This window comes from Microbulbifer mixtoriginis (SeqCode) (assembly GCF_052466695.1).
Window position 1 is genome coordinate 3,491,190 of the sequence record NZ_CP174285.1, and the last position, 21,175, is coordinate 3,512,364.

A 21,175-nucleotide genomic window follows, 5' to 3' on the forward strand; every position below is an offset into this window, starting at 1 on the left:
CCAAATTTGATGGATTGGTAGAGGGTGCAACCTTCACCCTCTTTATTTCCGGTCTTGAGAGATAAAATCTCACTTTGACCTTAGGCGCTGATAGTTTCCTTTTCTCCCACCAGTTTGAATCCTTCATCTATCCATCCGGTTATACCACCAATCATTTTTTTCACTGGAAGCCCCAATTTTGCCAACCGGACAGCAGCCTTCTCTGTTGCATTGCAATGGGGCCCGGCGCAGTAGACGACGAACAAGGTGGAATCTAGATAGCGAGATACAAGCTCTTTATTGATGTACTGATAGGGTAGGGACTCAGCGCCCAAAATGTGCCCCTGACGAAAGGCTTCTTCACCGCGAACATCCAACAGCACAAAGTCCTGGCGCCCATTGGTTAGGGCATGATGAACATCCCAGCAGTCCGTCTCAAAGGCCATCAGTTCTTGGAAATGTTGCAGGGCTTTTTGACTGCTAGCTGGGGCAATACGACTTACAGCAGAACTCATAATTATCTCCTTGGTTAACACTCACTCTTTGTCATGTATGTATTCTGTTCTTTGGCTATTTATTTAACGATTGGCTTAAAAGCCATATAGCGTTAAATTTGAGCCAACCTAGGTATCGAAGTGAGAAATCAGCATGATGGATAAGGGAAAAGCAAAGCGCGTAGCGATTCTGGTTCATCACCAAGTTGCCTTATTTGAACTTGGCTGCGCGACCGAACTGTTCTGTTTACCCCGCCCCTGTACCAATACGCTCTATGAGGGAGAGGTTGTTTCCTTCACTGCCAAGGCACAGCTAGGGCTTGGGGGGGTATCCCTACAGTGCAGACAAGTGAGCAGCCTGATGGATTACGATTTGTTAGTCGTACCCAGCTGGCCGACTACACCACAAACCAAGGACTGCTCCCTACAATCTGTATACGCTGCTGTGGAAGCCTTTGCGGCGGAACGCCGGCAAATTCTGACTTTTTGTTCTGGCGCATTTTTACCTGCCGAAATTGGTTTGCTGGATGGAAGGCAAGCCACCACTCATTGGCGCTATGCGAATACCTTTAAAAAGCGATTCCCCAAAGTAGAGTATGTAGGGGATGTACTTTATGTCTGGCAGGACAAATTGGCCTGTTCTGCAGGAAGCTCAGCAGCAATAGATTTGGGAATAGAGTATTTACGGCGTAGCCATGGTTATGAATTGGCTAATTCTGTAGCCAAGCGCCTGGTGATGGCTCCTCATCGGCAGGGAGGACAGGCCCAGTTTGTAGAGACCCCAGTTCCCAAGCGGCCCGATCATTTCGCGGGCGCACTGGATTGGGCCCTTGCCAACCTGGATAAACCCATCATGGTGGGCGACTTGGCGAAACAAGCGCATCTCTCTCGTCGCAGTTTCGATAGAAAATTTCGCCAATCCATGGGGCTGGCCCCTAAAGAATGGTTAACGCAACAACGGCTTCGTGTAGCGCAGAAAGCTCTGGAGTCAGGCAGTGAGACCATTGATCATGCAGCACAAGTTTCTGGTTTTGAGAGCAGTGCAACTCTTCGCCATCATTTCCGTAAAGCTTTCGGTATCTCTCCGGGTCAGTACCAACGACAATTTGCCTGTCCAGATAAGGCTGAAGATATGTGTAGGAAGTAAATAAACCTGAACGGGATAAGATGCTTTCAGTGAGTACAGCCACAACTTCGACCAACGCTAGCGGAGCTGATGCACTGTTTATTTGGCGGCAATATACTCTTGGGCTCCCAATCTAACTGAGATTTTCCTCTTGCAAGGCCTGCTGAACTGCCGGGCGCGCTGCCATACGCTCCTGAAAAGCCTGTAACCTGGGCCACCGTGTCATATCAAAATCCTGAACCTTGAGCCAGCGGTTTATCAGGTAGAGATACGCATCCACGACAGATAGAGAATTCCCCAGCAGGTAGTCGTTCTGTAGCTGCTCTTCAATATAGTCTATGCGACGTAGAATCCTTTCCCGAGCTTTTTTCTTTTCTTCCTCAGTGCCTTTCCAAAACAGGGGCAAGAAAGATTTATGAACCTCCGCACTGATAAAATTCAACCACTCCAACAAGCGGTAATGGTCCAAAGTGCCCAACGGTGGCGCCAAACCGGCATCGGGCTTTTGCTCGGCGAGAAACTGCATAATAGCGACGCCCTCTGTGAGTAACTCGCCCCCCTCTAGCTGCAGTACTGGTACATAGCCCTTCGGGTTAACTCTATAAAAGTCGTCGCCGTTTTCCAGGGTATGCGTCTTTAGATCCACCTTGCAGAGTTCGAGATCAATACCCGCCTCCAGGGCGACAATATGTGGGGATAGAGAACAGGCTCCTGGCGCATAAAAGAGTTTCACGGTGACCCTCCTGAGTGGACTGTGCGGCATCGGGCAATATAGGCGCCTACTGGCTTCACAAGGCGCTATTTTTTGCGAATCCAGTGATCAAGGCTGAAGCGCCCAGCACCCGCGCAGGCGAGAATCAGGTAGCCTCCAGCAATGGTGATGTTCTTCATAAAGCTGGTCATCTCTGCGGGATCGCCTGGTGAGTAATGCACCATCCAGGCACTAGCCAGGCAGAAGAGAAAAAGAATCACTGCGGAAAAGCGGGTAAAGAATCCGAGCAATATCGCCAGGCCACCGACCAGTTCTACGATAATCACCAAGGGGAGTAACAGGGCGGGGATTCCCATGGAAACCATAAAGGCTTCCGTCATTTTGTAGCCGCCGATCTTATTCCAGCCGGCAAAGATAAACAGCAGGGACATTAATACCCGCCCGACAAGTTTAGAGGTATCACATAACAGGGGATGATGTGCCACGGCCTTCTCTCTTCTTTAACTGTTACATTGGGTTCTACCTGATGCCTCCAGTGTAGTTGGGAAGCCATATCGAAATGGGGGCGATGCCGACAGCAATGTATTCCACGTAGAGAAACTTGCACCGCAATTGAGAGTCTGACGAAGCGGAAATTAACGAATGACAGTTTCGGCAGACGCGGAAAAGTTGTTGTGGATATAAATAGAAAATGCGGTTGTGCCGCACTGAGGAGCCGTTACAATTGCGCGCCCCCAACCAGGGCGCAGCCGGCGGTATCCATACCTGACACCCCTGTGCCCAGAGCCCTGTCAGGGAAACTCGAGCGGGCCCCTGCGCGACTACACTAACGGCACGCTCAGCAACTGATAATTTCGCCCGTAGAAGCATCGCTTTTAAGGGGTTGGCAAGGCCCCACAATTCTTATCCCTGGAGTCCACGCACGGCATGGAAGTCTATTACACCTTTTGTTTTCTTGCCGCGGTGTCGGTCTTTCTCGGTTTCCTAAATCAGTATGTGCTGCGTGCGCAAACCACAATTGCCATCACCACTGGGGCCCTGGCCTTGTCGCTCATTGTCACCGGCCTGGGCAAATTGGGGATAGTGGAGTTGCGCACCTGGGCCGACCAACTGCTGCCGTTGCTTAACCTGGAAGACATTCTACTCAAGGGAATGCTGGGCTTCCTGCTCTTCGCCGGCAGTTTGCATATCGACCTGTTGGAATTGCGCAATCAAAAACTGGAAATTGGCTTGCTGGCGATTGTTGGTACTTTGATTTCCACCTTTGCGGTGGGCGGCCTGCTGTATTGGTTCCTAATGTTGATCAATATGCCGGTAGCCTTCATTTACTGTCTATTATTTGGTGCCTTGATCTCCCCCACCGACCCCATCGCCGTATTGGCCATTATGAAAAACCTCAAGGCACCGGAGCAGGTATCCATTCAGGTGGAAGGGGAGTCCCTGTTCAACGATGGCTTCGGTATTGTGGTATTTGCAGTAATTTACGCGGTGGCTTTCGAAGGGGGGCAACCAACTGTACCGGCAGTGGCAGAGCTATTCGTTCTGGAAGCGATTGGGGGGATTCTGCTCGGCCTGATTATCGGTGGGCTGTTCCACTGGCTGATCTGCTGCACCGACGACCACAGCCTGGAGCTGTTGCTCACCCTGGTCATTCCAACTGCCGGATTCTCATTGGCCAATATCCTCGGTGTCTCCGGTGCCCTGGCGATGGTAGTGAGCGGAATTATTATCGGCAACTTCACCCGCGAGCGCGGCTTTTCCAGGGTGAGCCAGCACGAACTGGATAACTTCTGGAATATCACCGAGGATTTCCTCAACGGACTGCTGTTTCTGTTGGTGGGCCTGTTCCTGATTACTATCGATCTGCGCCCGGCGGACTACCTGCTTATGGTGGCGGGAATTGTCATCGTACTAATGGCACGAGTCCTGGCAGTGGGGGTGCCCTTCCTGTACCTGAAAAGGCGCCGCAGCTACCACCCTTACACCAACCGGATATTGATCTGGGGTGGTCTCAAAGGCGGCCTGGCCCTGGCCCTGGCTATGTCCATCCCCTCTGGCAGCGCTTTTGTTCAGGGGCAGGACCTGCGCTACCTATGGGTGGTTATGACCTATGGCGTAGTGCTCTTTTCTATTGTGGTGCAGGGCTCTACCATAGCGCCATTAATACGCCGCAGTCGCGAATTTGCCGAACCGGAAAGCGCGCCCGCCAGCGATCAGCAACACACTGCTAACTAGCGATAATCGATCAATGGAACACTCTAACTTCCTTGTTGAAGCCGTCATCTTTATGGGGGCCGCGGTTATCGCTGTGCCTATCGCCACACGCCTGGGCCTGGGTTCCGTACTCGGATACCTACTGGCCGGGGTGGCCATTGGACCCAGCGCACTGGGCCTGGTGGGGGATGCCAGCGATGAAATGCATGTGGCCGAATTCGGCGTAGCGTTGATGCTGTTTTTGATCGGCCTGGAGATGCAACCTAAAAAGTTGTGGCAAATGCGCGGCGCCATCCTCGGCACCGGCAGCGCGCAACTACTCCTGACCGCTGCTGCAGTGGCGGCAATAGCGCTGTGGTTATTCGATATGAGCTGGCGCACCGGCGTAGCGATCGGTTTGATCCTGGCCCTGTCCTCCACCGCTATCGTCCTACAGTCCCTCAATGAAAAAGGGCTTCTCAAAACTCAAGGCGGGCGCAGTGCCTTTGCGGTGCTGTTACTCCAGGATATCGCTGTAATCCCCATTCTCGCCCTGCTGCCATTGCTCGCGGGTACTACCGCCGAATCCCACGCCAGCGGCTTGGAGGGATGGGGATATGCCGCTGCGGTTATTGCCACCATCGCCGCCTTCGCTATCACCGGCCGCTATCTGCTGGGACCACTGTTACGCCTGGTAGCTGGCAGCCAAGTACGCGAAATGTTTACCGTTACCGCCCTGCTGATTGTCTTCGCGGCAGCGGCGGTAATGAGCTGGCTCGACCTCTCACCGGCTTTGGGTACTTTCCTCGCCGGAGTACTGTTAGCGGAGAGTGAGTTTCGCCACGAACTGGAGGCAGATATTGAGCCGTTCAAAGGATTGTTACTGGGACTTTTCTTTATCGCCGTAGGCGCCAGCCTGAACTTTGCGCAGATCGCGCAAAACCCACTGCTGTTGTTTGGTCTGGTAGTAGCCCTGGTAGTGGTGAAATTTGGCGTTCTGTTCCTATTGGCAAGGTTTCTGCGCATGTCCAAGGGCGAAGATTGGTTATTCGCACTATCCCTGGCCCAGGCGGGAGAATTTGGCTTCGTTTTGGTGTCCTTTTCCACTCAAATCCAAGTACTCGACGCCGAAGCCAGCAGCTTGTTGGTAGCACTGATCGCCCTGACTATGGCGCTCACACCGATTCTGTTACTGGTATTTGAAAGGTTTATTCAGCCGCGTTTTCTTATCGGCCCGGAAGCCCCACAGGCAGTCGAACACGAACCACCGATGGATTCCAATTCACCGGTCATCATCATCGGTTACGGCCGTTTCGGCCAGATTGCCGGACGCCTGCTCAATGCCTGTGGTTTTAGCACCACCCTACTGGAGCGCAACGCCGAACAGCTGGATTTGGTTCGTCGCTATGGTATTGAGGCCTATTACGGTGATGCCACGCGGGAAGACCTACTGCGCGCCGCCGGCGCCGCCCAGGCACGCCTGGTGATACTCACCTTGAGTGATCAGGCCGCGTCTTTGGAGATCATCGCGCAGCTGCAAAAACACTTTCCGCACTTAAAGATTCTCGCGCGGGCACGCAGCCGTATGCACCAATATGCGCTGATGGAAGCCGGGGTAAAATATATTTTTCGCGAGACCGTCGATCCCGCCTTGGCAATTGGTGAGAAGGCCCTGGAGCTGCTGGGACTCAGCCCCTTGCAAGCGCGCCGCGCTGCACGCAAATTTAAACAGCACGACCAGCGTATGCTGGAGGCACTGTTTCCCTACTGGCGCGATGAGGCACAGCACATCGCGCAAAGCCGTATCTATCGTGAACAACTCTTGCAGGCTCTACAAGAAGACCGCCGCGATAGGGACCTGCATCTGGACCATTACTGGGAAGAGGCGAAAGTGGAGACCGAAAGATCTTAATTGGCCACTGCCTGTGCCGATAAAAGACTTAGGAACATAGCGCCAAGATAGCTTTTACCCAGATTAAGGTATTGGCTGACGGCGCAAACTTTTGAGCGCAATGTGGTTGAGTGCGACTTAGTGGCCAACTGTGGAGCTGTGATCGAGCACAGCGATCACAGCCCGACCTGGTATCAGAGTTTCACTCACATGTCCCTTTCCACACAAATCCTTGGCTAATAAAATATCGCCAGCCCTAAAAATATGCTGCTCACCAGAGCTGGTCGTTATTTTCACCTCACCTTCCAGATAAAAAATAAACTGCTCTCGTGGCGCGCAGTGCCAATCAAAAATCTGATGCTCATCGAACTCGCGAAAATATATTTGCCGCACCTGATAGGGATCAGAATAATCCCCAAGTGGCTGATGGTTCTTCTGGATTATTTTCCGCTCTTTAAAGATAGATACGCCATCAACACTTAGCAGTTCTATATACTTCATACCTTTCCCAACCTATTACGAATATTGATCCGGGAAAACCTCTATTCCTTAGACAAAATACTGGCCTCTATCAGATCAACTTCGAGCACTAATTTTCTGTGCAACTCATCATCAATCTCTCGGCTCACACGGAGTTCCAAAAGACGCTGTCGCTCTGCGGCCAATGCCGCCAGACGAAAACGGCGTTCCACCCGTGCCCTCAACCATACCGTCTCGCCCGCTTCATCATCACCGATGTTGATGCGCCGACGGTATATCTCCAGCAGGTGATCAATAGCCTCGTAGGCAATCTCTTTATTTTTCCAGTGTACATCTATTTCTTTACGCAAACTGATCAGCCGATGTTCAGCCGCCTTGGCGGCAGAAACCCTTGCTCCCTTTTCATCGCCAATCGCCGCAAGACTGGGCGTATCCGGTAAGCGCCTAAGAAGAAATGGTAGGAAAATACTGGCGACCAATAATGAAATCAGAATTACCCCCATAGCTATCGCTATAGATGCTTCACGGCCAGGTAAAGGTTTGCCATCAGGCATTAACAGGGGCATTGAAAATGCACCAGCAAGAGTGATAGCCCCACGCACACCAGCCACGCTCAAAACACTGACCAGAGCAAATTGAGTAGAGAGAGAGGGAAGGTTGCGGCGAAAGCGCGAGAGGTAAAGCGATACCCAAACCCAGATAAAACGCAGCATCAAAAGAACAAAAGAAATTGCCAGGACATACAATATAATCCAACCTAATCCAATATCCTGAGCCCAACTCGAATCTACATCGATAAGGCGCACCAGCTGTTCTCCCAGCAGCACGAAGATAATACCATCGAGCACAGTTTGTACGGTATTCCAAACTGCTCTACGGTCCATCCGTGTAGCGGATTTTTCTGAACCTAGCAGGCTGGTGTAATGAGTGGCAATTCCCGCACTTGCAGCAGCAAGAATTCCCGACACACCTACACTTTGACCGGCTTGATAGGCGGCAAAAGGGACCAGTAAGCTTACCAAAATCTGGATCGCCGTATCCTCACCGCGAAGGTACACCAACCAGCGCAACAGATAGCCACAGATAAATGCCACCCCCGCACCAATGGCAACCCCTCCTATGGCAACCCAAAAAAAACCGGTTACGGCCTGTGGAAAAGAAAAACTGCCAGTCATCGCCGCAGCCAAAGCAATACGAAAGATATCTAGCCCAGAGGCATCATTAAATAATGATTCTCCAGCGAGAATATGCTCAAGCCTTGGGGGAATATTATTGGTGCCCTGCACAACCGATACGGCCACAGGGTCCGTGGGGGCAAGTATTGCTGCTAGTGCAAATGCCATGGCGATCGGCATAATCGGCAACAACCAAGCGATAAAAAACCCCATGCCAAATACGGTAAATATTACCAGCCCTACAGCCAAGGTAATTATCGAACCTAGATCTCTGAAAAGAGCACCCTTGGGAATGCGCCAGCCAGCTAAAAAAAGCAAAGGTGGAATAAAAAGCAGAAAAAATATTTCTGGGTCTAATGGTATTTTTATGCCGAACACGGCGCCGAGAAGAACACCACCTAAAATTTGAATAAGAGGCAAGGGAACAGGAAAAGGCAAAACTCTAGCGACAATCAGGCTGAGCGCCACTACCAGCAATAACAGCAGAGCAACAACGAGATAGTGCATCGCCCACTCATATTCCTTTGAAAGACTGCGGCACTGCAATTTTCAACCCGACTTATCAGGTCAGCCATTCCGCCAGTATAGGAAAGAGGATTACCGAGGCTTCACAAAGTCATTCAAAGTGTTGGCTTTAGCGCCAAAGCAAAATCACAGACGCTTTAAGAAACAAAGATCCCCACAAGAGGGAAAAGAGTTAACCGAAACGGTGTAAACCTAACAATTAAGTTCGTGCAGGCACCTCTGGCATCGATAGAGAGATACTCTATAGAGAATTTATTAAAAATAGGGAAAGATTATTAATAACCTAAGGCCTTTCTCATAAATTAGAGTTCCTTGTGCATAATTTGGGGTAAGTTAGATTTTTTTAAGATTACTTATCCACATTAACAGCCACCGGCTGCCGTAGGATAAATTTTAAAACTCCAACCTGTTAATAACACTCCCTATCTTACCCACCGGAAAAGAACACAGTTCAGGTAACAGAGTACCTGTGGAAAACCAGCGGATAATAATCAATTCAGCCAGAGAAATATTAACAGGCCTCTATTTAAACCCGACTAACTGGCGAGAAAATCACTCAGCAACCGATTAAACCTCTGTGGCGCTTCAAGAAATAGGAAGTGACTGCCTCCATCTTCAGCCTCGATAATCTCCAACCGAGAACCTTTAATTTGTTGATGAATCCATTGCTGGCACTCTACTGGGTGAGGGCTGGCACGGCCGAAGGCGATCAAAGTGGGTTTTTCAATTCTGGGGATAAAATCGCGCCAATCGCGAGTAACATTGTCAATAAATAGGCGCGCCGCCAGAGCGCGCGGGAACTGCAAATTGACCCCAACCAGCTCTTCCCTTTGATCCTGTGTCATTGCCGGAGTCACCATTGACATCAAAATGTCACGGGTTGCCTGCTCGCCCTGGGAGCTACGCAGTTGACCGGTAAACTGGAAGAGCTGTTCGGCAGTGAGGATTGCACCGGCCTGCAAACGCTCTTGTTCAGACCAATAAGGCTGGGCAAGTAAGGCGGGGGGTTCATCAATAAAAATCAGTTTGGAAACTCGCGTATCGCCAAACATCTCCAGGTAATTCCAGATCACCGAAACACCGGCCGAGTGGCCAAGTAGATAGAGAGGGGCCGGGTCCAGGGCTGTGATCAACTCCTGTAAGTCCTTCGCCAAGCGGGCAATACGGTAGCCATACAAGGGTTTTTCTGACTGACCGTGGCCACGCATATCGAGAGCAATGACTCGGTAGCGATCACATAAACCGGCAAGTTGATGCTTGAACAGGGCCGCCCCTTGAGACCAACCGTGCAGTATCAGTAGAGTCGGACCAGTCCCGGCACACAGATAGCTGAGCTTTACCCCATCCGACGTGGTAAAGCTCAAGCGCTGCGCGGATTTGTTCATAAGCCATCCATGGCCTTGGGGAATTACTCTACCGTCACCGACTTAGCCAGGTTCCTAGGCTGATCTACATCGGTGCCTTTCAGCAACGCCACATGATAGCTGAGCAACTGCAGGGGCACGGTATAGAGGATAGGTGCCAAACTTTCTGGGGAGTCCGGCACTTCCACTACGGTAATCCCTTGCTCGCTGGTGAAGCCGGCCTTCGGGCTGGCAAAGACAAACAGCTGTCCACCGCGCGCACGCACTTCCTGCAAGTTGGACTTAAGCTTTTCCAACAGCTCGTCATTGGGAGCCACAACAATTACTGGCATATCCGCATCTACCAGTGCCAGCGGGCCGTGCTTGAGCTCACCTGCCGGATAGGCTTCTGCGTGGATATAAGAGATTTCCTTAAGCTTTAATGCGCCTTCAAGGGCGATAGGAAACTCGACACCACGGCCGAGGAACAACGCATGATTCTTCTCCGCAAAAGCCTCACTGGTATGTTGAACCAGTGCATCGAGGCCGGTGAACTCTTCCATCAGCTTCGGCAGCTGATGTAGAGCACTAACTAGTTCCGCCTCACGCTCACTGGGGAGGCCGTTGGCCTTGGCCAACGCAATACTGAATAACTGCAGGGCCACCAATTGGGTGGTGAAGGCTTTGGTAGAGGCCACACCAATTTCCGGGCCCGCTTCCGTCATCAGCGAAAGTTCAGACTCACGCACCAGAGAACTGTTGGGCACATTGCAAATCGTCATAAAACCCAGGTAGCCAAGTTTTTTGGCCTGACGCAGAGCTGCCAGGGTATCCGCAGTTTCGCCGGACTGAGAAATAGTCACGAACAAAGTACCCGGACGAACAACAGTCTTGCGGTAGCGAATCTCACTGGCCACCTCCACGGAGCAAGGCACTCCCGCCCAGTCCTCCAGCCAATAGCGCGCCACCATTCCCGCGTGGTAGCTGGTACCGCAGGCGACGATCTGTACCTGCTCTACCTTGGGCAGGATTTCCTGGGCGCGGCTACCCAGCGCCTGGGACAATACCGAATGTTCTCCAATGCGTCCGGCCAAAGTCGCCGCCACAACCTCCGGCTGTTCGAAGATTTCCTTCTGCATATAGTGGCGATAGCGCCCCTTGTCGGCAACGTCGTGGCCCCTATCCAGCTTATGCACCGGATGGCTCACTTCTTCACCTTGCTTATTGCGAATGGAAATCCCACTGCGGCGCACTTCCGCCACATCCCCCTCTTCGAGGAAGATAAAACGATCGGTTACCTGGCGCAGTGCCATCGGGTCTGAGGCGATAAAGTTCTCCTCAATGCCAACGCCCAAGACCAAGGGGCTACCGTAGCGTGCACAAGCCAGGACCTCTGGCTCCTCTCTGCTGATCACGGCGAGGGCGTAGGCACCCTCCAGCATCTTGGTCGCCTTGCTAACCGCATCCACCACGCCCAGGCCCTCTGTGCTCAGGGAGTGAATCAGGTGAACCACCACTTCAGTATCGGTATCGGAGGCGAATTCATAGCCCTTGGCCTGTAGCTCCTCGCGCAGAGCCTGGTGATTCTCAATAATCCCGTTGTGCACCAGGGTGATATGTTCAGACATATGGGGATGGGCGTTTTCATCGGAAGGCACTCCATGGGTAGCCCAGCGTGTGTGGGCAATGCCTTGATGGCCCTCAGTGGGATCGACCTGCAGCTTGGCCTCCAGGTCTACAACCTTACCCAAACTCTTGCGCAACTGTAGCTGGCCTTCATTATCGCGAAGGCAGACGCCCGCAGAATCGTAACCGCGGTACTCCAAGCGGCGCAGGCCCTCGAGAAGAATACCCGTTACATTGCGCTGGGCCAGTGCCCCAACAATCCCACACATACCGATCTCCTCTCAAATCCTAAAATTTTTGTTTGTTCTTTCGTTAGTCGCCTGCAACTGACTTTGGCGATGCGCAAATCACCCGCACCCCCAAATCTTGCAATTGCTCGCGCGCACTCTCTTCCAGACCAGAGTCTGTCACCAGTACATCGACTTTTGACCAGGATAGCTCCAGGTTGGGAATACGCCTGCCAACCTTGCTGGACTCCGCCAATACCACTACTTCCCGAGCAACTTGCGCCATCACCCTGGATAGGCCTATTTGCTCGTTAAAAGTACAAGTGCCTCGCTCCAGATCTATGCCATCCGCACCAATAAACGCTCTGTCAAAGTCGTAATCGCGCAAAACCTGTTCCGCCACCTTGCCTTGAAAAGCCTCGAAGTGGGGGTCCCAGGTGCCGCCTGTCATTAACAGGGTTGGCTCGTTTTCCAGTTCCCGCAGGGCATTGGCCACATGCAGCGAGTTGGTCATAACCACCAGACCGCGCTTTGATTCCAGCTCGGGGATCATCGCCGCAGTCGTGCGGCCGTAATCAATCACGATGCGATGGTGGTCGGGAATCAAGGCCGCCGCAGTGCGGCCAATGGCGCGCTTCACTTCCGATGGCCCTTCCTCTACAACCAATTCCCGCGGTACCGGTATGGCACCACCACGGCGACGCAGCAGCAAGCCGTGGTTTTCCATCGCAGTAAGATCCTTTCGAATCGTAACTTCTGAAGTTTCGAAACGCCTTGCTAAATCTTCGACACTGGCCTCCCCAGTTTCATTCAAAAGACTCATAATCCCATGGCGACGTTGTTGGGTATTGCGTTTCGACATAACTTGCTAACTTTCATTTCGAAACTTAAAGATAGCAAAATGAAAGATAAATTCCCACAGGAATTTCAAAAAGGCAGAGGCCCAACAGGGAAACAGCAGAAATGATGCCGCTACTCAGGTGGAAAGCGCGGCTAGCATCGCCTGGAGAAAGCGCGCCAGTTCACCACCGGTCACCGCTCGATGATCAGCACTAATAGAGAGCGGCAACAGTGGCCGCATAGCCGGCCAACGGTCTATGACGACAACTCCTTGGCAAACCCTGCCCGCACCGACAATGGCCACCGTAGGGGGCAACACAACGGGTGTCGCATAGCGCCCGGCAATAGCACCAAAGTTGGACAAGAGAATCGTTGCGCCCTGCAAATCGCTCTGGGCGATTCCGGTCTCCCTGGCCTGATGCTTGAAGTCGGCCACCTGGGCCATCAGTGAGTCATCTGATCGCGTGGCTACATCTTTGACCACAGGGACATATAGGCCTCGCGGGGAATCTACCGCCAATCCGATATTGACGGGCTGTTGAGGAGACAGCTGATCATCTTGGAAATACGCATTGAGGGTAGGCTCCGCAGCACAGGCAGACTGCACAGCGCGAATCAGTCTCAATAATGCCGGCTCGCTGCCCCACCAGCTGGAGATATCCGCATCATCACATAGAGTAATCTGCGCCACCTGGTCCCTAGCGCGGCTCATGGACAGGCCCATGGCACGCCGCGCCGGGGACATAATTTCCCCAGGCTCTTGAGCTTTTACCAAATCCCTCTCAGGCAAAGGCTTCCTTGTATTTTGCTCAGCTTGACCGGTAGCTATTTCCGCTGCACTAAATTTTGCCCCCGCGGCAGAGCGCACCTGTGCAGCTGTGATCACTCCCCCGTCCGTGGAGAGCTGTTCCAAATTCACCCCCAGGCGCCGGGCTAGGGCACGAACCGAGGGTGTTGCCAGCCGTTTAGGCCCCTCAGTAAGGCCCTGCTCGGCGCCGAGGACATCTTCACTCTGTTCGAGCTTCCCAACCACCGTTCCACTGTCGGCCCGCGACCGACTAGGTGCCGATGCCCCGCACACTTTTTCTTTTTCAGGTTCTTCCTGAATGACAGACTCTTTGGGGGAAGAAGCTTCAGCAGGCACTGCTGATTGCGATGTCTCTTGGCTACTGCCTTCAGCGACAAAGCCCACTAAGGGCTCACCCACATTGACGGTTTGATCCGGCTCTGCAAACAGCTTTTCTATTCTGCCTCCCCAAGGAGCTGGAACTTCTACCAGAGCCTTGGCGGTCTCAACGGTTACCAGGCTTTCGTGGGCGGCAATTTCATCTCCTTCGTGCACATGCCATTCTCGTACTACTGCATCCGGTAGCCCTTCACCGAGGTCGGGCAGGGTAAAAATTTTCATGCCACCCCTCCATTTGCGTATTCGAGCACTTCGCGCACCGCCGTCATAATTCGCGGCACACCGGGTAGGTAGACATCTTCAAGCTGGTAATAGGGCATCACCGTATCGAACCCCGTTACTCTTTGTACCGGTGCATGCAATAGGTCGAAGGCGTATTCATTGATCTGTGAAGCCACCTCCGCACCCAGACCACAAAAACGTGCGGCTTCATGTATCAAGACACAGCGGTGGGTTTTCTCCAAAGAATCAATAATGGTGTGAATATCCAGGGGTTTTAGAGTGGCGAGATCGATCACCTCCGCTTCGATGCCCTCAGTGGAGAGCTGCTCGGCAACCTGCAGAGTCTCCTTCAGCGAAGCTCCCCAGGCGATCAAGGTGATATCACTGCCCTCTCGCAAGACAAAGGCACGGTCCAGCGGCAGAGCCTCACCATTGTCGACGACTTCCTGGCGCACCGCACGATAGATCCTCTTGGGTTCGAGAAAGACAACCGGGTCTGGATCGCGGATCGCCGCCAGTAACAATCCATAGGCCCGCGCCGGAGAGGAGGGCACCACTAAGCGCAATCCGGGAATATGGGCGAACAGGGCCTCAGTACTCTCCGAATGATGCTCTGGTGCATGGATTCCGCCTCCATAGGGGGCCCGGTAGACAATCGGGCAGGAGAGACGGCCGCGAGTGCGATTGCGATAGCGCGCGGCGTGGCTGAGGATCTGATCGAGACCGGGATAGATAAACCCCATAAACTGAAATTCCGCCACCGGTCGCAGGCCCTGCACCGCCATACCAATTGCAATCCCGGCAATCATATTTTCCGCCAGCGGAGTATCCAGTACCCGTTCATGGCCAAAACGCGCCTGCAGGCCATCGGTAGCACGAAAAACGCCGCCGTTCAGTCCCACATCCTCACCGAAAACAACCACCTTGGGGTCTCTCTGCATTTCGAAAGCGAGCGCCTGGGTAATCGCTTCTACCAGGGTAATTTGCGCCATCAGCTGTCCCCCTGCAATTGTTGGTATTGCTCGATAAAGGCCTCGGGCAAGGTTCCATAGAGGTGATCGAAAATAGCCGTAGACTTATCTCGAGGAGTTTGCCGATACACCCGCACTGCCTCCTCCAGTATCTCCTTCAACTCCCGCTGTAATTCCTCTTCCTGCGCATCTCCCCAGATACCCAGGCTTTCCAAATAGATTCTCAGCCGCCTGAGCGGCTCCCTACCCCAAGCTTCTTTGACGCCCTCTTGTGGTTGGTAGCGGCTGGCATCATCCGCAGTGGTGTGATCGCACAGACGATAAGTCACCGCCTCAATCAATGAAGGCCCACCACCTTCATGGGCCAGTTGCAGCGCCTCTAACACGGCCTGATACACAGCGATCACGTCGTTGCCATCAACCTGTAAACTGGGGATACCGGCGGCGATTGCCTTCTGCGCGAGGGTCTTACAAGCAGTCTGCCCAGAACGGGGTAGGGAGATGGCCCACTGGTTGTTATTGATCACCACCACCAGCGGCAACTTCCAATCCCCCGCTAGGTTGATCGCCTCATAGAAATCTCCCTTGGAAGTGGCGCCGTCACCGCCACTGGTAACCGCCGCACGTATAGGCTCCCCCAACTGCTCGTGTTTATATTTGAGCGCAAAGGCAACGCCGGCCCCATGCAACATTTGCGTGGCAATAGGTACGCTTAGCGGTAGATCCTCGCATACGTGGCGATAGTTCTGGCCGCGCTCATCTCCTCCCCAAATAGCGTAGATTTCCTCTATACGCACACCGCGCTCCAAAAGAGCACCGGTTTCCCGGTAATTGGGGCAGTAGACGTCTTCTTTTGCCATGGCGGCACCGACACCCACACCGATCGCTTCCTGCCCAAGACTGGACGGGTAGGTACCGAGTTGACCGGTGCGCTGCATCTTCACCGCACGATCATCGACCATACGCGCCAAGGTCATCTGCCGGTATAGGGCAACCAGAGTATCCGGGGTAGCGAAATCGGGTAGCGCCTGCGTAGTTTGTCCTGACTCATCCAGGTACTGTAGAGAGGCGATATCAAAGCTGGCGAGCAGCTGCATTCTAGGCTTGTGCATCGGGCCATTCCTTTTGTTCCCGAAGCGCAAGTTTAATGGAAAGGAGGTATCCCACCGGGTGGGAGGAGTGAAATCCCGCCGGAATTCGATTTTCCAGCGGGTTTCCCCTTTTAGGAAGGGTAAAAACTAATTTCGTTTAATGGGACGTTCCCAACCGGTGATATTGCGTTGCTTGCCCCGCGCCACGGCCAGCTCTTCACTACCCACCTCCCGGGTAATGGTGGAGCCCGCTCCTATGGTGGCACCACTGCCAACTTTCACCGGAGCAACCAGAGCGGTATTGGAACCAATAAAGGCGCCGTCACCAATTTCAGTGAGGGACTTATTCACACCATCGTAATTACAGGTGATGGTGCCGGCACCGATATTCACAGACTCACCCACAACTGAATCCCCCACATAGGAGAGGTGATTAATCTTGCTACCGACTCCCACCTTGGCCTTTTTAGTCTCTACAAAGTTACCCACCTTGGCTCCGTCAGCCAGCTCGGTGCCAGGGCGCAGGCGAGCAAAAGGACCGATGGTACAAGCTTCACCCACATGGGCACCTTCAATGACAGAATTGGCCTCTACACGGGTACCATCCGCGAGACGGCAATCTTTTAGCAGGCAATTGGGGCCAATCTGTACTCCCTTGCCCAGTGAGACCTCACCTTCGAAGATACAGTTGATATCAATGGATACATCGGTATCACATTCGAGGCTGCCACGGATGTCGATCCGGGCTGGATCGAGCAAAGTGACACCGGCATTCATCAGTGCCACTGCGCGGGTATGCTGTAAGGCCCGCTCCATCTGAGCCTGCTGGGCGCGGCTGTTGACTCCGGCGACTTCCAGCGTGTCACTGGCACGCTCGCCCGTCACCGCGATCTCCTCACTCACAGAACGTGCGATGACATCGGTCAGGTAATACTCGCCCTGGGCATTCTCACAAGACAACTCAGGTAACCAACGAGCCAGCAGATCTGCCGGCGCCGCCAGGATACCTGTGTTCACCTCACTGATAGCCAGTGTATCGGCATCCGCATCTTTCTCTTCTACAATCGCCCGCACCCGACCCGACGTATCGCGCACTATGCGCCCATAACCGGCCGGATTGGCCATTTCTACCGAGAGCAGGGCTGGGCCATGATCCGCAGCCGACAGCAGGGACTGTAGAGTTCCCGCCCTGACCAATGGCACATCACCATAAAGTACCAACACGGTGGCACCCTCGCGGAACTGAGGGATAGCCTGTGCCACAGCGTGGCCGGTGCCCAGCTGCTCCGTCTGCTCAACAAACTTCACACCACTATCGGCAAAGCGCTGACGTACCTGGTCTGCGCCATGTCCGACAACCACGGTAATTTCAACCCCCTGCAACTGTCGCGCCGTCTCAATGACATGCCCCAACATGGGAATTCCGCCAATCGGGTGCAGCACTTTGGGCAGGTCCGATCGCATACGGGAACCTTTGCCCGCAGCCAAAATCACTACGTCGATAGTCATAATGGTTTGAAATCTCACTAATTCCTTAAATTTGGCAACATTGTGGCCACTAGCCCTCACTAACTCAACCCAACCCGGCAGCTTGGCGCTTAGCGCATTGCGATTGCCGCCGGACGGCGATCCCGGTAATTTAGCCTCCTGAAGATCAATACGTTGCCCATTACAACAGTACAGTCAGAGCCAACGCAGACAATGCGGTGGAGGGAAATTGTCCATGAATACAATCGAGCAAAAAAAACCACGGCGCCATTTATTGGCTCTGGCAGCGCTTATGCTGTCCCTGCCTCTGGGAGCCGTAGCAGAAGCTGAAGGCGCTGAAGAACAAGAAGGAGATAAGGCGGAAGCCCAATCCTGGGATATCAACAAGCCGCGCTACGAATTTAAACCGATCCAGTTGGACACCCGCGAGACCACCTGGAGCAACCTGGATATCAGCCCAGATGGCAAAACCATCCTGTTCGATATGCTTGGCGATATCTACACAGTGCCGGTAGCAGGCGGCGAGGCAGTAGCCCTGACCAATGAAATCGCCTGGAATATGCAGCCGCGCTTCAGCCCGGATGGCAAAACCATTGTATTTATCAGCGACCGCGATGGCGCCGACAACATTTGGTTGATGGATCGCAATGGCGACAACCTTCGCCAGCTCACCACAGAGAAGGAAAACCTGCTGCACTCGCCCAACTGGAGCCCCGATGGCCAGTACCTGGTAGCACGTAAAGGTTTTATGTCCGGCCGCAGTATTCCCGCCGGTGAAATCTGGATGTACCACTACGGTGGGGGTGAAGGTCGCCAATTGAAAGAGCGTATCGGTGGCGATATCGCCCAGAAGAATATTGCCGATCCGGCCTTCTCTCCAGATGGACGCTACGTCTATTACTCCATCGATACCACACCCGGTACCGTATGGGAGTACAACAAGAACTCGACCAAAGAAATATTTGCCATCAAGCGCTACGACCTACAGGACGGTGAAGAGGAAACCTTTATCTCTGGTCCCGGTGGCGCGGTGGCGCCAGTGCCCTCTCCGGATGGCAGTAAACTGGCCTTTATTCGCCGCCAGGACAATCAGACCTCCCTGTTCCTGAAAGATTTGGATACTGGGCTGGAAACCCCTGTTTACGCCGGCCTTGAGCGAGACCTACAGGAAATTTTCGGTCCTCATGGTAACTACGTTCAATACGACTGGATGCCCGATGGTGAGTCATTGGTCGTTTGGACTGGCGGTAAATTCCTGCGCATTTCAATAAACGGTGACAGCGTCGCGCCAATTGAAGCCCATGTGAAGGTAGAGAAGCAGGTCGCCGACGCGGTACGCTTCCCTGTGGAAGTAGCCCCGGATACCTTCAATGTGAAAATGATTCGCTGGGCGCAAAAATCCCCTAATGGCAAGCAGGTCGCTTTCCAGGCCTTGGGCAAGATTTATATTCAGGATATCGACAGTGGTGAACGCCGTCGCCTGACCCGCCAGAATGACCACTTTGAGTTCTACCCCAGCTGGTCCCGCGATGGTCGCGAGATCACCTATGTCACCTGGGACGACCAAAAACTCGGTCATGTGCGTGTAGTATCCGCCCGCAGCGGTCGCGGCAAGAACATCACAAAACAGCCCGGTCTCTACGTAGAGCCGAGCTTCTCCCCCAGTGGTGACACCGTGGCCTACCGCCGCTTTACCGGCGGTTACCTGCTCAGCCCCGAGTACTCTTTAGAACCGGGTATCTACCTGGCAGACGTCGACGGCGACTGGCAACGCCGGGTCGTGAAGTCCGGCTATGAGCCGCACTTCGGCGCTAGCGAGGACCGTATCTATTTCTCCGAGTACCAACACGCCGGCGGCGGCAAGCGCGTATTGAAGAGCACCAACCTGGAAGGCAAAGATGAGCGTGAGCACCTGCACGGTGCCGAGATTACCTCCTTCCGCCTGTCCCCAGACGGCAAGTGGGTCGCCTTTACCCAAGACTTCAAAGCTTTCGTCGCGCCCTTTATGCACACCGGCAAGTCCGAGGTGATCGGCCCTAATAGTAAAGCGGTCAAAGTCACCCAGGTATCCAAGCGCGCCGGTGAAAACCTGCATTGGTCTGCCGATAGTGACACCCTAGGCTGGGCACACGGGCCCAAGCTGTTCGAGCGGGAACTGAAAGACGCCTTCGAATTTGTCGCCGGCGCTCCGGAGGATCTACCAGAGCCGGTTTCTGAAGGCATCGACCTGAGCTTTAAGCAGTCCTTCGACAATCGCGCTGGCCTCGTTGCCCTCACCGGTGGCAAAGTCGTCACTATGCGCGATGCGGAGAACACCCGCGAAATTATCGAGGATGGCGTGGTTCTATTCCGAGGCAACCGCATTGTCGCGGTGGGCCCAGCTGCAGAAGTTGAAATTCCCGCCGAGGCGAAGCGTATCGATATCACCGGCAAAACTGTATTGCCAGGGCTGATTGACGCTCATGCCCACGGCGCTCAGGGTCGCGAAGAAATTATCCCGCAGCAAAACTGGAACCTGTTCTCCAGTCTGGCATTTGGCGTGACCACGATTCACGACCCCTCCAATGACAGCAGCGAGATATTCTCCGCCGCAGAAATGCAAAAGGCCGGTCTGATTACCGGACCGCGTATTTTCTCTACTGGCACCATCCTCTATGGGGCCAAAGGTCCAGGCTACAAAGCCAAGATCAATTCCCTGGAGGACGCTCAGTTCCACGTCAACCGTCTCAAGGAAATGGGCGCCATCTCGGTGAAGAGCTACAACCAGCCCCGCCGCGACCAGCGCCAGCAAGTGCTGCAGGCAGCCCGTGAAGCCGGCATTATGGTAGTGCCCGAGGGCGGCGGTAAGTACCAGCACAATATGAACATGATTGTGGACGGGCACACCGGTATCGAGCACTCACTGCCGATCGCCAATGTCTACGGCGATGTGGAGCAACTGTGGAGCCAAACCCAAGTGGGTTATACACCGACCTTCGTTGTGGCCTACGGCGGCCTCTGGGGTGAGGAGTACTGGTATGACCGCACCGAAGTATGGAAGAACGAGCGCCTGACCCGCTTTACCCCCGATTTTATCGTTAACCCCCGCTCTATCCGTCGCCCCACTGCGCCGGATGCCCACTACAACCACTTTAATGTGGCCCGTCAGGCCAAGCAGCTGCGCGACGAAGGTGTCACCGTACATATCGGCGCCCACGGCCAGCGCGAAGGACTTGGAGCGCACTGGGAGATGTGGATGATGGAGCAGGGCGGCTTTACCCCCTGGGAAGCCTTCCGCGCCGGTACCATCGATGGTGCCCGCTACTTGGGTATGGACGGTGATATCGGCAGCATTGAGGCTGGTAAGCTGGCTGACCTGATCGTGGTTGACGGCAACCCCTTGGATAACCTACGCCTGTCAGAGAACATTACCTACACGGTAATTAATGGCCGTGTGTTCGAGGCAGAAACCATGAACGAAGTCGGTGCTGGCGAACGCTTGGCATTCTTCCACGAACGCCTGCCTATCAGCGCTATGCCCGCTCCTACGGCAGAGGCGGTACAAGAGAAAATGGAACGCCACCACTGGGTACATTAATTCCCAGAGTCTTAGTTTTGTATCCGGTG

At 53.7% G+C, this 21,175-nt stretch carries 16 protein-coding genes; 4 read left to right on the forward strand and 12 right to left on the reverse strand.

The window, feature by feature from the left end:
- Window positions 1–80: 80 nt before the first annotated feature.
- Window positions 81–494: a rhodanese-like domain-containing protein gene (locus ACJJI0_RS15175; protein WP_444883231.1), complete on the reverse strand. Its 414-nt coding sequence runs from the start codon at window positions 492–494 to the stop codon at window positions 81–83.
- A gap of 133 nt (window positions 495–627) precedes the next feature.
- Between ACJJI0_RS15175 and ACJJI0_RS15180 the strand changes: the two genes are divergently transcribed.
- The gene (locus tag ACJJI0_RS15180; protein WP_444883232.1) at window positions 628–1,620 is read left to right on the forward strand and encodes a helix-turn-helix domain-containing protein; all 993 of its coding nucleotides are present in this window, start codon (window positions 628–630) and stop codon (window positions 1,618–1,620) included.
- Window positions 1,621–1,732: 112 nt separating this feature from the next.
- Here ACJJI0_RS15180 and gstA read toward each other — a convergent pair whose 3' ends face one another.
- Window positions 1,733–2,332, reverse strand: a complete 600-nt coding sequence (gene gstA / locus ACJJI0_RS15185) for a glutathione transferase GstA (RefSeq protein ID WP_444883233.1) — start codon at window positions 2,330–2,332, stop codon at window positions 1,733–1,735.
- A gap of 65 nt (window positions 2,333–2,397) precedes the next feature.
- A complete protein-coding gene (locus ACJJI0_RS15190; RefSeq protein WP_252083931.1) occupies window positions 2,398–2,796 on the reverse strand; it encodes a DoxX family protein in 399 nt (132 codons plus the stop codon).
- Window positions 2,797–3,238: 442 nt separating this feature from the next.
- Between ACJJI0_RS15190 and ACJJI0_RS15195 the strand changes: the two genes are divergently transcribed.
- Entirely contained in the window at window positions 3,239–4,546 is a 1,308-nt protein-coding gene (locus ACJJI0_RS15195; protein WP_252083932.1) for a cation:proton antiporter, read from the forward strand.
- Between the two features lie 13 nt (window positions 4,547–4,559).
- Window positions 4,560–6,416 (forward strand): monovalent cation:proton antiporter-2 (CPA2) family protein, encoded by a 1,857-nt coding sequence (locus tag ACJJI0_RS15200; RefSeq protein WP_252083933.1) that lies wholly within the window; start codon window positions 4,560–4,562, stop codon window positions 6,414–6,416.
- A gap of 117 nt (window positions 6,417–6,533) precedes the next feature.
- Here the strand turns inward: ACJJI0_RS15200 and ACJJI0_RS15205 are convergent, their stop codons facing one another.
- The 9 genes from ACJJI0_RS15205 to glmU all read right to left on the reverse strand — a co-directional run bounded on the left by ACJJI0_RS15205 (window position 6,534) and on the right by glmU (window position 17,590).
- Complete coding sequence (locus ACJJI0_RS15205; RefSeq protein WP_444883234.1) at window positions 6,534–6,896, reverse strand: cupin domain-containing protein; 363 nt, start codon at window positions 6,894–6,896, stop codon at window positions 6,534–6,536.
- A gap of 41 nt (window positions 6,897–6,937) precedes the next feature.
- Window positions 6,938–8,557: a Na+/H+ antiporter gene (locus ACJJI0_RS15210; RefSeq protein WP_444883235.1), complete on the reverse strand. Its 1,620-nt coding sequence runs from the start codon at window positions 8,555–8,557 to the stop codon at window positions 6,938–6,940.
- A gap of 554 nt (window positions 8,558–9,111) precedes the next feature.
- The gene (locus ACJJI0_RS15215) at window positions 9,112–9,960 is read right to left on the reverse strand and encodes an alpha/beta fold hydrolase (RefSeq protein WP_444883236.1); all 849 of its coding nucleotides are present in this window, start codon (window positions 9,958–9,960) and stop codon (window positions 9,112–9,114) included.
- 23 nt (window positions 9,961–9,983) lie between these two features.
- Window positions 9,984–11,813, reverse strand: coding sequence for a glutamine--fructose-6-phosphate transaminase (isomerizing) (gene glmS / locus ACJJI0_RS15220; RefSeq protein ID WP_444883237.1), 1,830 nt, complete (start codon window positions 11,811–11,813; stop codon window positions 9,984–9,986).
- A gap of 43 nt (window positions 11,814–11,856) precedes the next feature.
- Entirely contained in the window at window positions 11,857–12,633 is a 777-nt protein-coding gene (locus ACJJI0_RS15225) for a DeoR/GlpR family DNA-binding transcription regulator (RefSeq protein WP_444883238.1), read from the reverse strand.
- 114 nt (window positions 12,634–12,747) lie between these two features.
- Window positions 12,748–14,019: a dihydrolipoamide acetyltransferase family protein gene (locus ACJJI0_RS15230; RefSeq protein WP_444883239.1), complete on the reverse strand. Its 1,272-nt coding sequence runs from the start codon at window positions 14,017–14,019 to the stop codon at window positions 12,748–12,750.
- Complete coding sequence (locus tag ACJJI0_RS15235; protein ID WP_444883240.1) at window positions 14,016–15,011, reverse strand: alpha-ketoacid dehydrogenase subunit beta; 996 nt, start codon at window positions 15,009–15,011, stop codon at window positions 14,016–14,018. Before ACJJI0_RS15235 ends, ACJJI0_RS15230 begins: the two co-directional genes overlap by 4 nt.
- Window positions 15,011–16,102, reverse strand: a complete 1,092-nt coding sequence (gene pdhA, locus ACJJI0_RS15240; RefSeq protein ID WP_444883241.1) for a pyruvate dehydrogenase (acetyl-transferring) E1 component subunit alpha — start codon at window positions 16,100–16,102, stop codon at window positions 15,011–15,013. Before pdhA ends, ACJJI0_RS15235 begins: the two co-directional genes overlap by 1 nt.
- Window positions 16,103–16,228: 126 nt before the next feature.
- Window positions 16,229–17,590: a bifunctional UDP-N-acetylglucosamine diphosphorylase/glucosamine-1-phosphate N-acetyltransferase GlmU gene (gene glmU / locus ACJJI0_RS15245; RefSeq protein ID WP_444885939.1), complete on the reverse strand. Its 1,362-nt coding sequence runs from the start codon at window positions 17,588–17,590 to the stop codon at window positions 16,229–16,231.
- Window positions 17,591–17,804: 214 nt separating this feature from the next.
- Here glmU and ACJJI0_RS15250 point away from each other — a divergent pair, with 214 nt between their 5' ends.
- On the forward strand, window positions 17,805–21,146 hold the full coding sequence (locus tag ACJJI0_RS15250; RefSeq protein WP_444883242.1) for an amidohydrolase family protein: 3,342 nt from the start codon (window positions 17,805–17,807) through the stop codon (window positions 21,144–21,146).
- Window positions 21,147–21,175 lie beyond the last annotated feature (29 nt).

Bases quoted from the DNA above. Each gene is read 5' to 3' on its own strand.
- ACJJI0_RS15175 (WP_444883231.1), bottom strand. From the start codon at position 494: ATGAGTTCTGCTGTAAGTCGTATTGCCCCAGCTAGCAGTCAAAAAGCC.
- ACJJI0_RS15180 (WP_444883232.1), top strand. From the start codon at position 628: ATGATGGATAAGGGAAAAGCAAAGCGCGTAGCGATTCTGGTTCATCAC.
- ACJJI0_RS15195 (WP_252083932.1), top strand. From the start codon at position 3,239: ATGGAAGTCTATTACACCTTTTGTTTTCTTGCCGCGGTGTCGGTCTTT.
- ACJJI0_RS15200 (WP_252083933.1), top strand. From the start codon at position 4,560: ATGGAACACTCTAACTTCCTTGTTGAAGCCGTCATCTTTATGGGGGCC.
- ACJJI0_RS15205 (WP_444883234.1), bottom strand. From the start codon at position 6,896: ATGAAGTATATAGAACTGCTAAGTGTTGATGGCGTATCTATCTTTAAA.
- ACJJI0_RS15210 (WP_444883235.1), bottom strand. From the start codon at position 8,557: ATGCACTATCTCGTTGTTGCTCTGCTGTTATTGCTGGTAGTGGCGCTC.
- ACJJI0_RS15215 (WP_444883236.1), bottom strand. From the start codon at position 9,960: ATGAACAAATCCGCGCAGCGCTTGAGCTTTACCACGTCGGATGGGGTA.
- glmS (WP_444883237.1), bottom strand. From the start codon at position 11,813: ATGTGTGGGATTGTTGGGGCACTGGCCCAGCGCAATGTAACGGGTATT.
- ACJJI0_RS15225 (WP_444883238.1), bottom strand. From the start codon at position 12,633: ATGTCGAAACGCAATACCCAACAACGTCGCCATGGGATTATGAGTCTT.
- ACJJI0_RS15230 (WP_444883239.1), bottom strand. From the start codon at position 14,019: ATGAAAATTTTTACCCTGCCCGACCTCGGTGAAGGGCTACCGGATGCA.
- ACJJI0_RS15235 (WP_444883240.1), bottom strand. From the start codon at position 15,011: ATGGCGCAAATTACCCTGGTAGAAGCGATTACCCAGGCGCTCGCTTTC.
- pdhA (WP_444883241.1), bottom strand. From the start codon at position 16,102: ATGCACAAGCCTAGAATGCAGCTGCTCGCCAGCTTTGATATCGCCTCT.
- glmU (WP_444885939.1), bottom strand. From the start codon at position 17,590: ATGACTATCGACGTAGTGATTTTGGCTGCGGGCAAAGGTTCCCGTATG.
- ACJJI0_RS15250 (WP_444883242.1), top strand. From the start codon at position 17,805: ATGAATACAATCGAGCAAAAAAAACCACGGCGCCATTTATTGGCTCTG.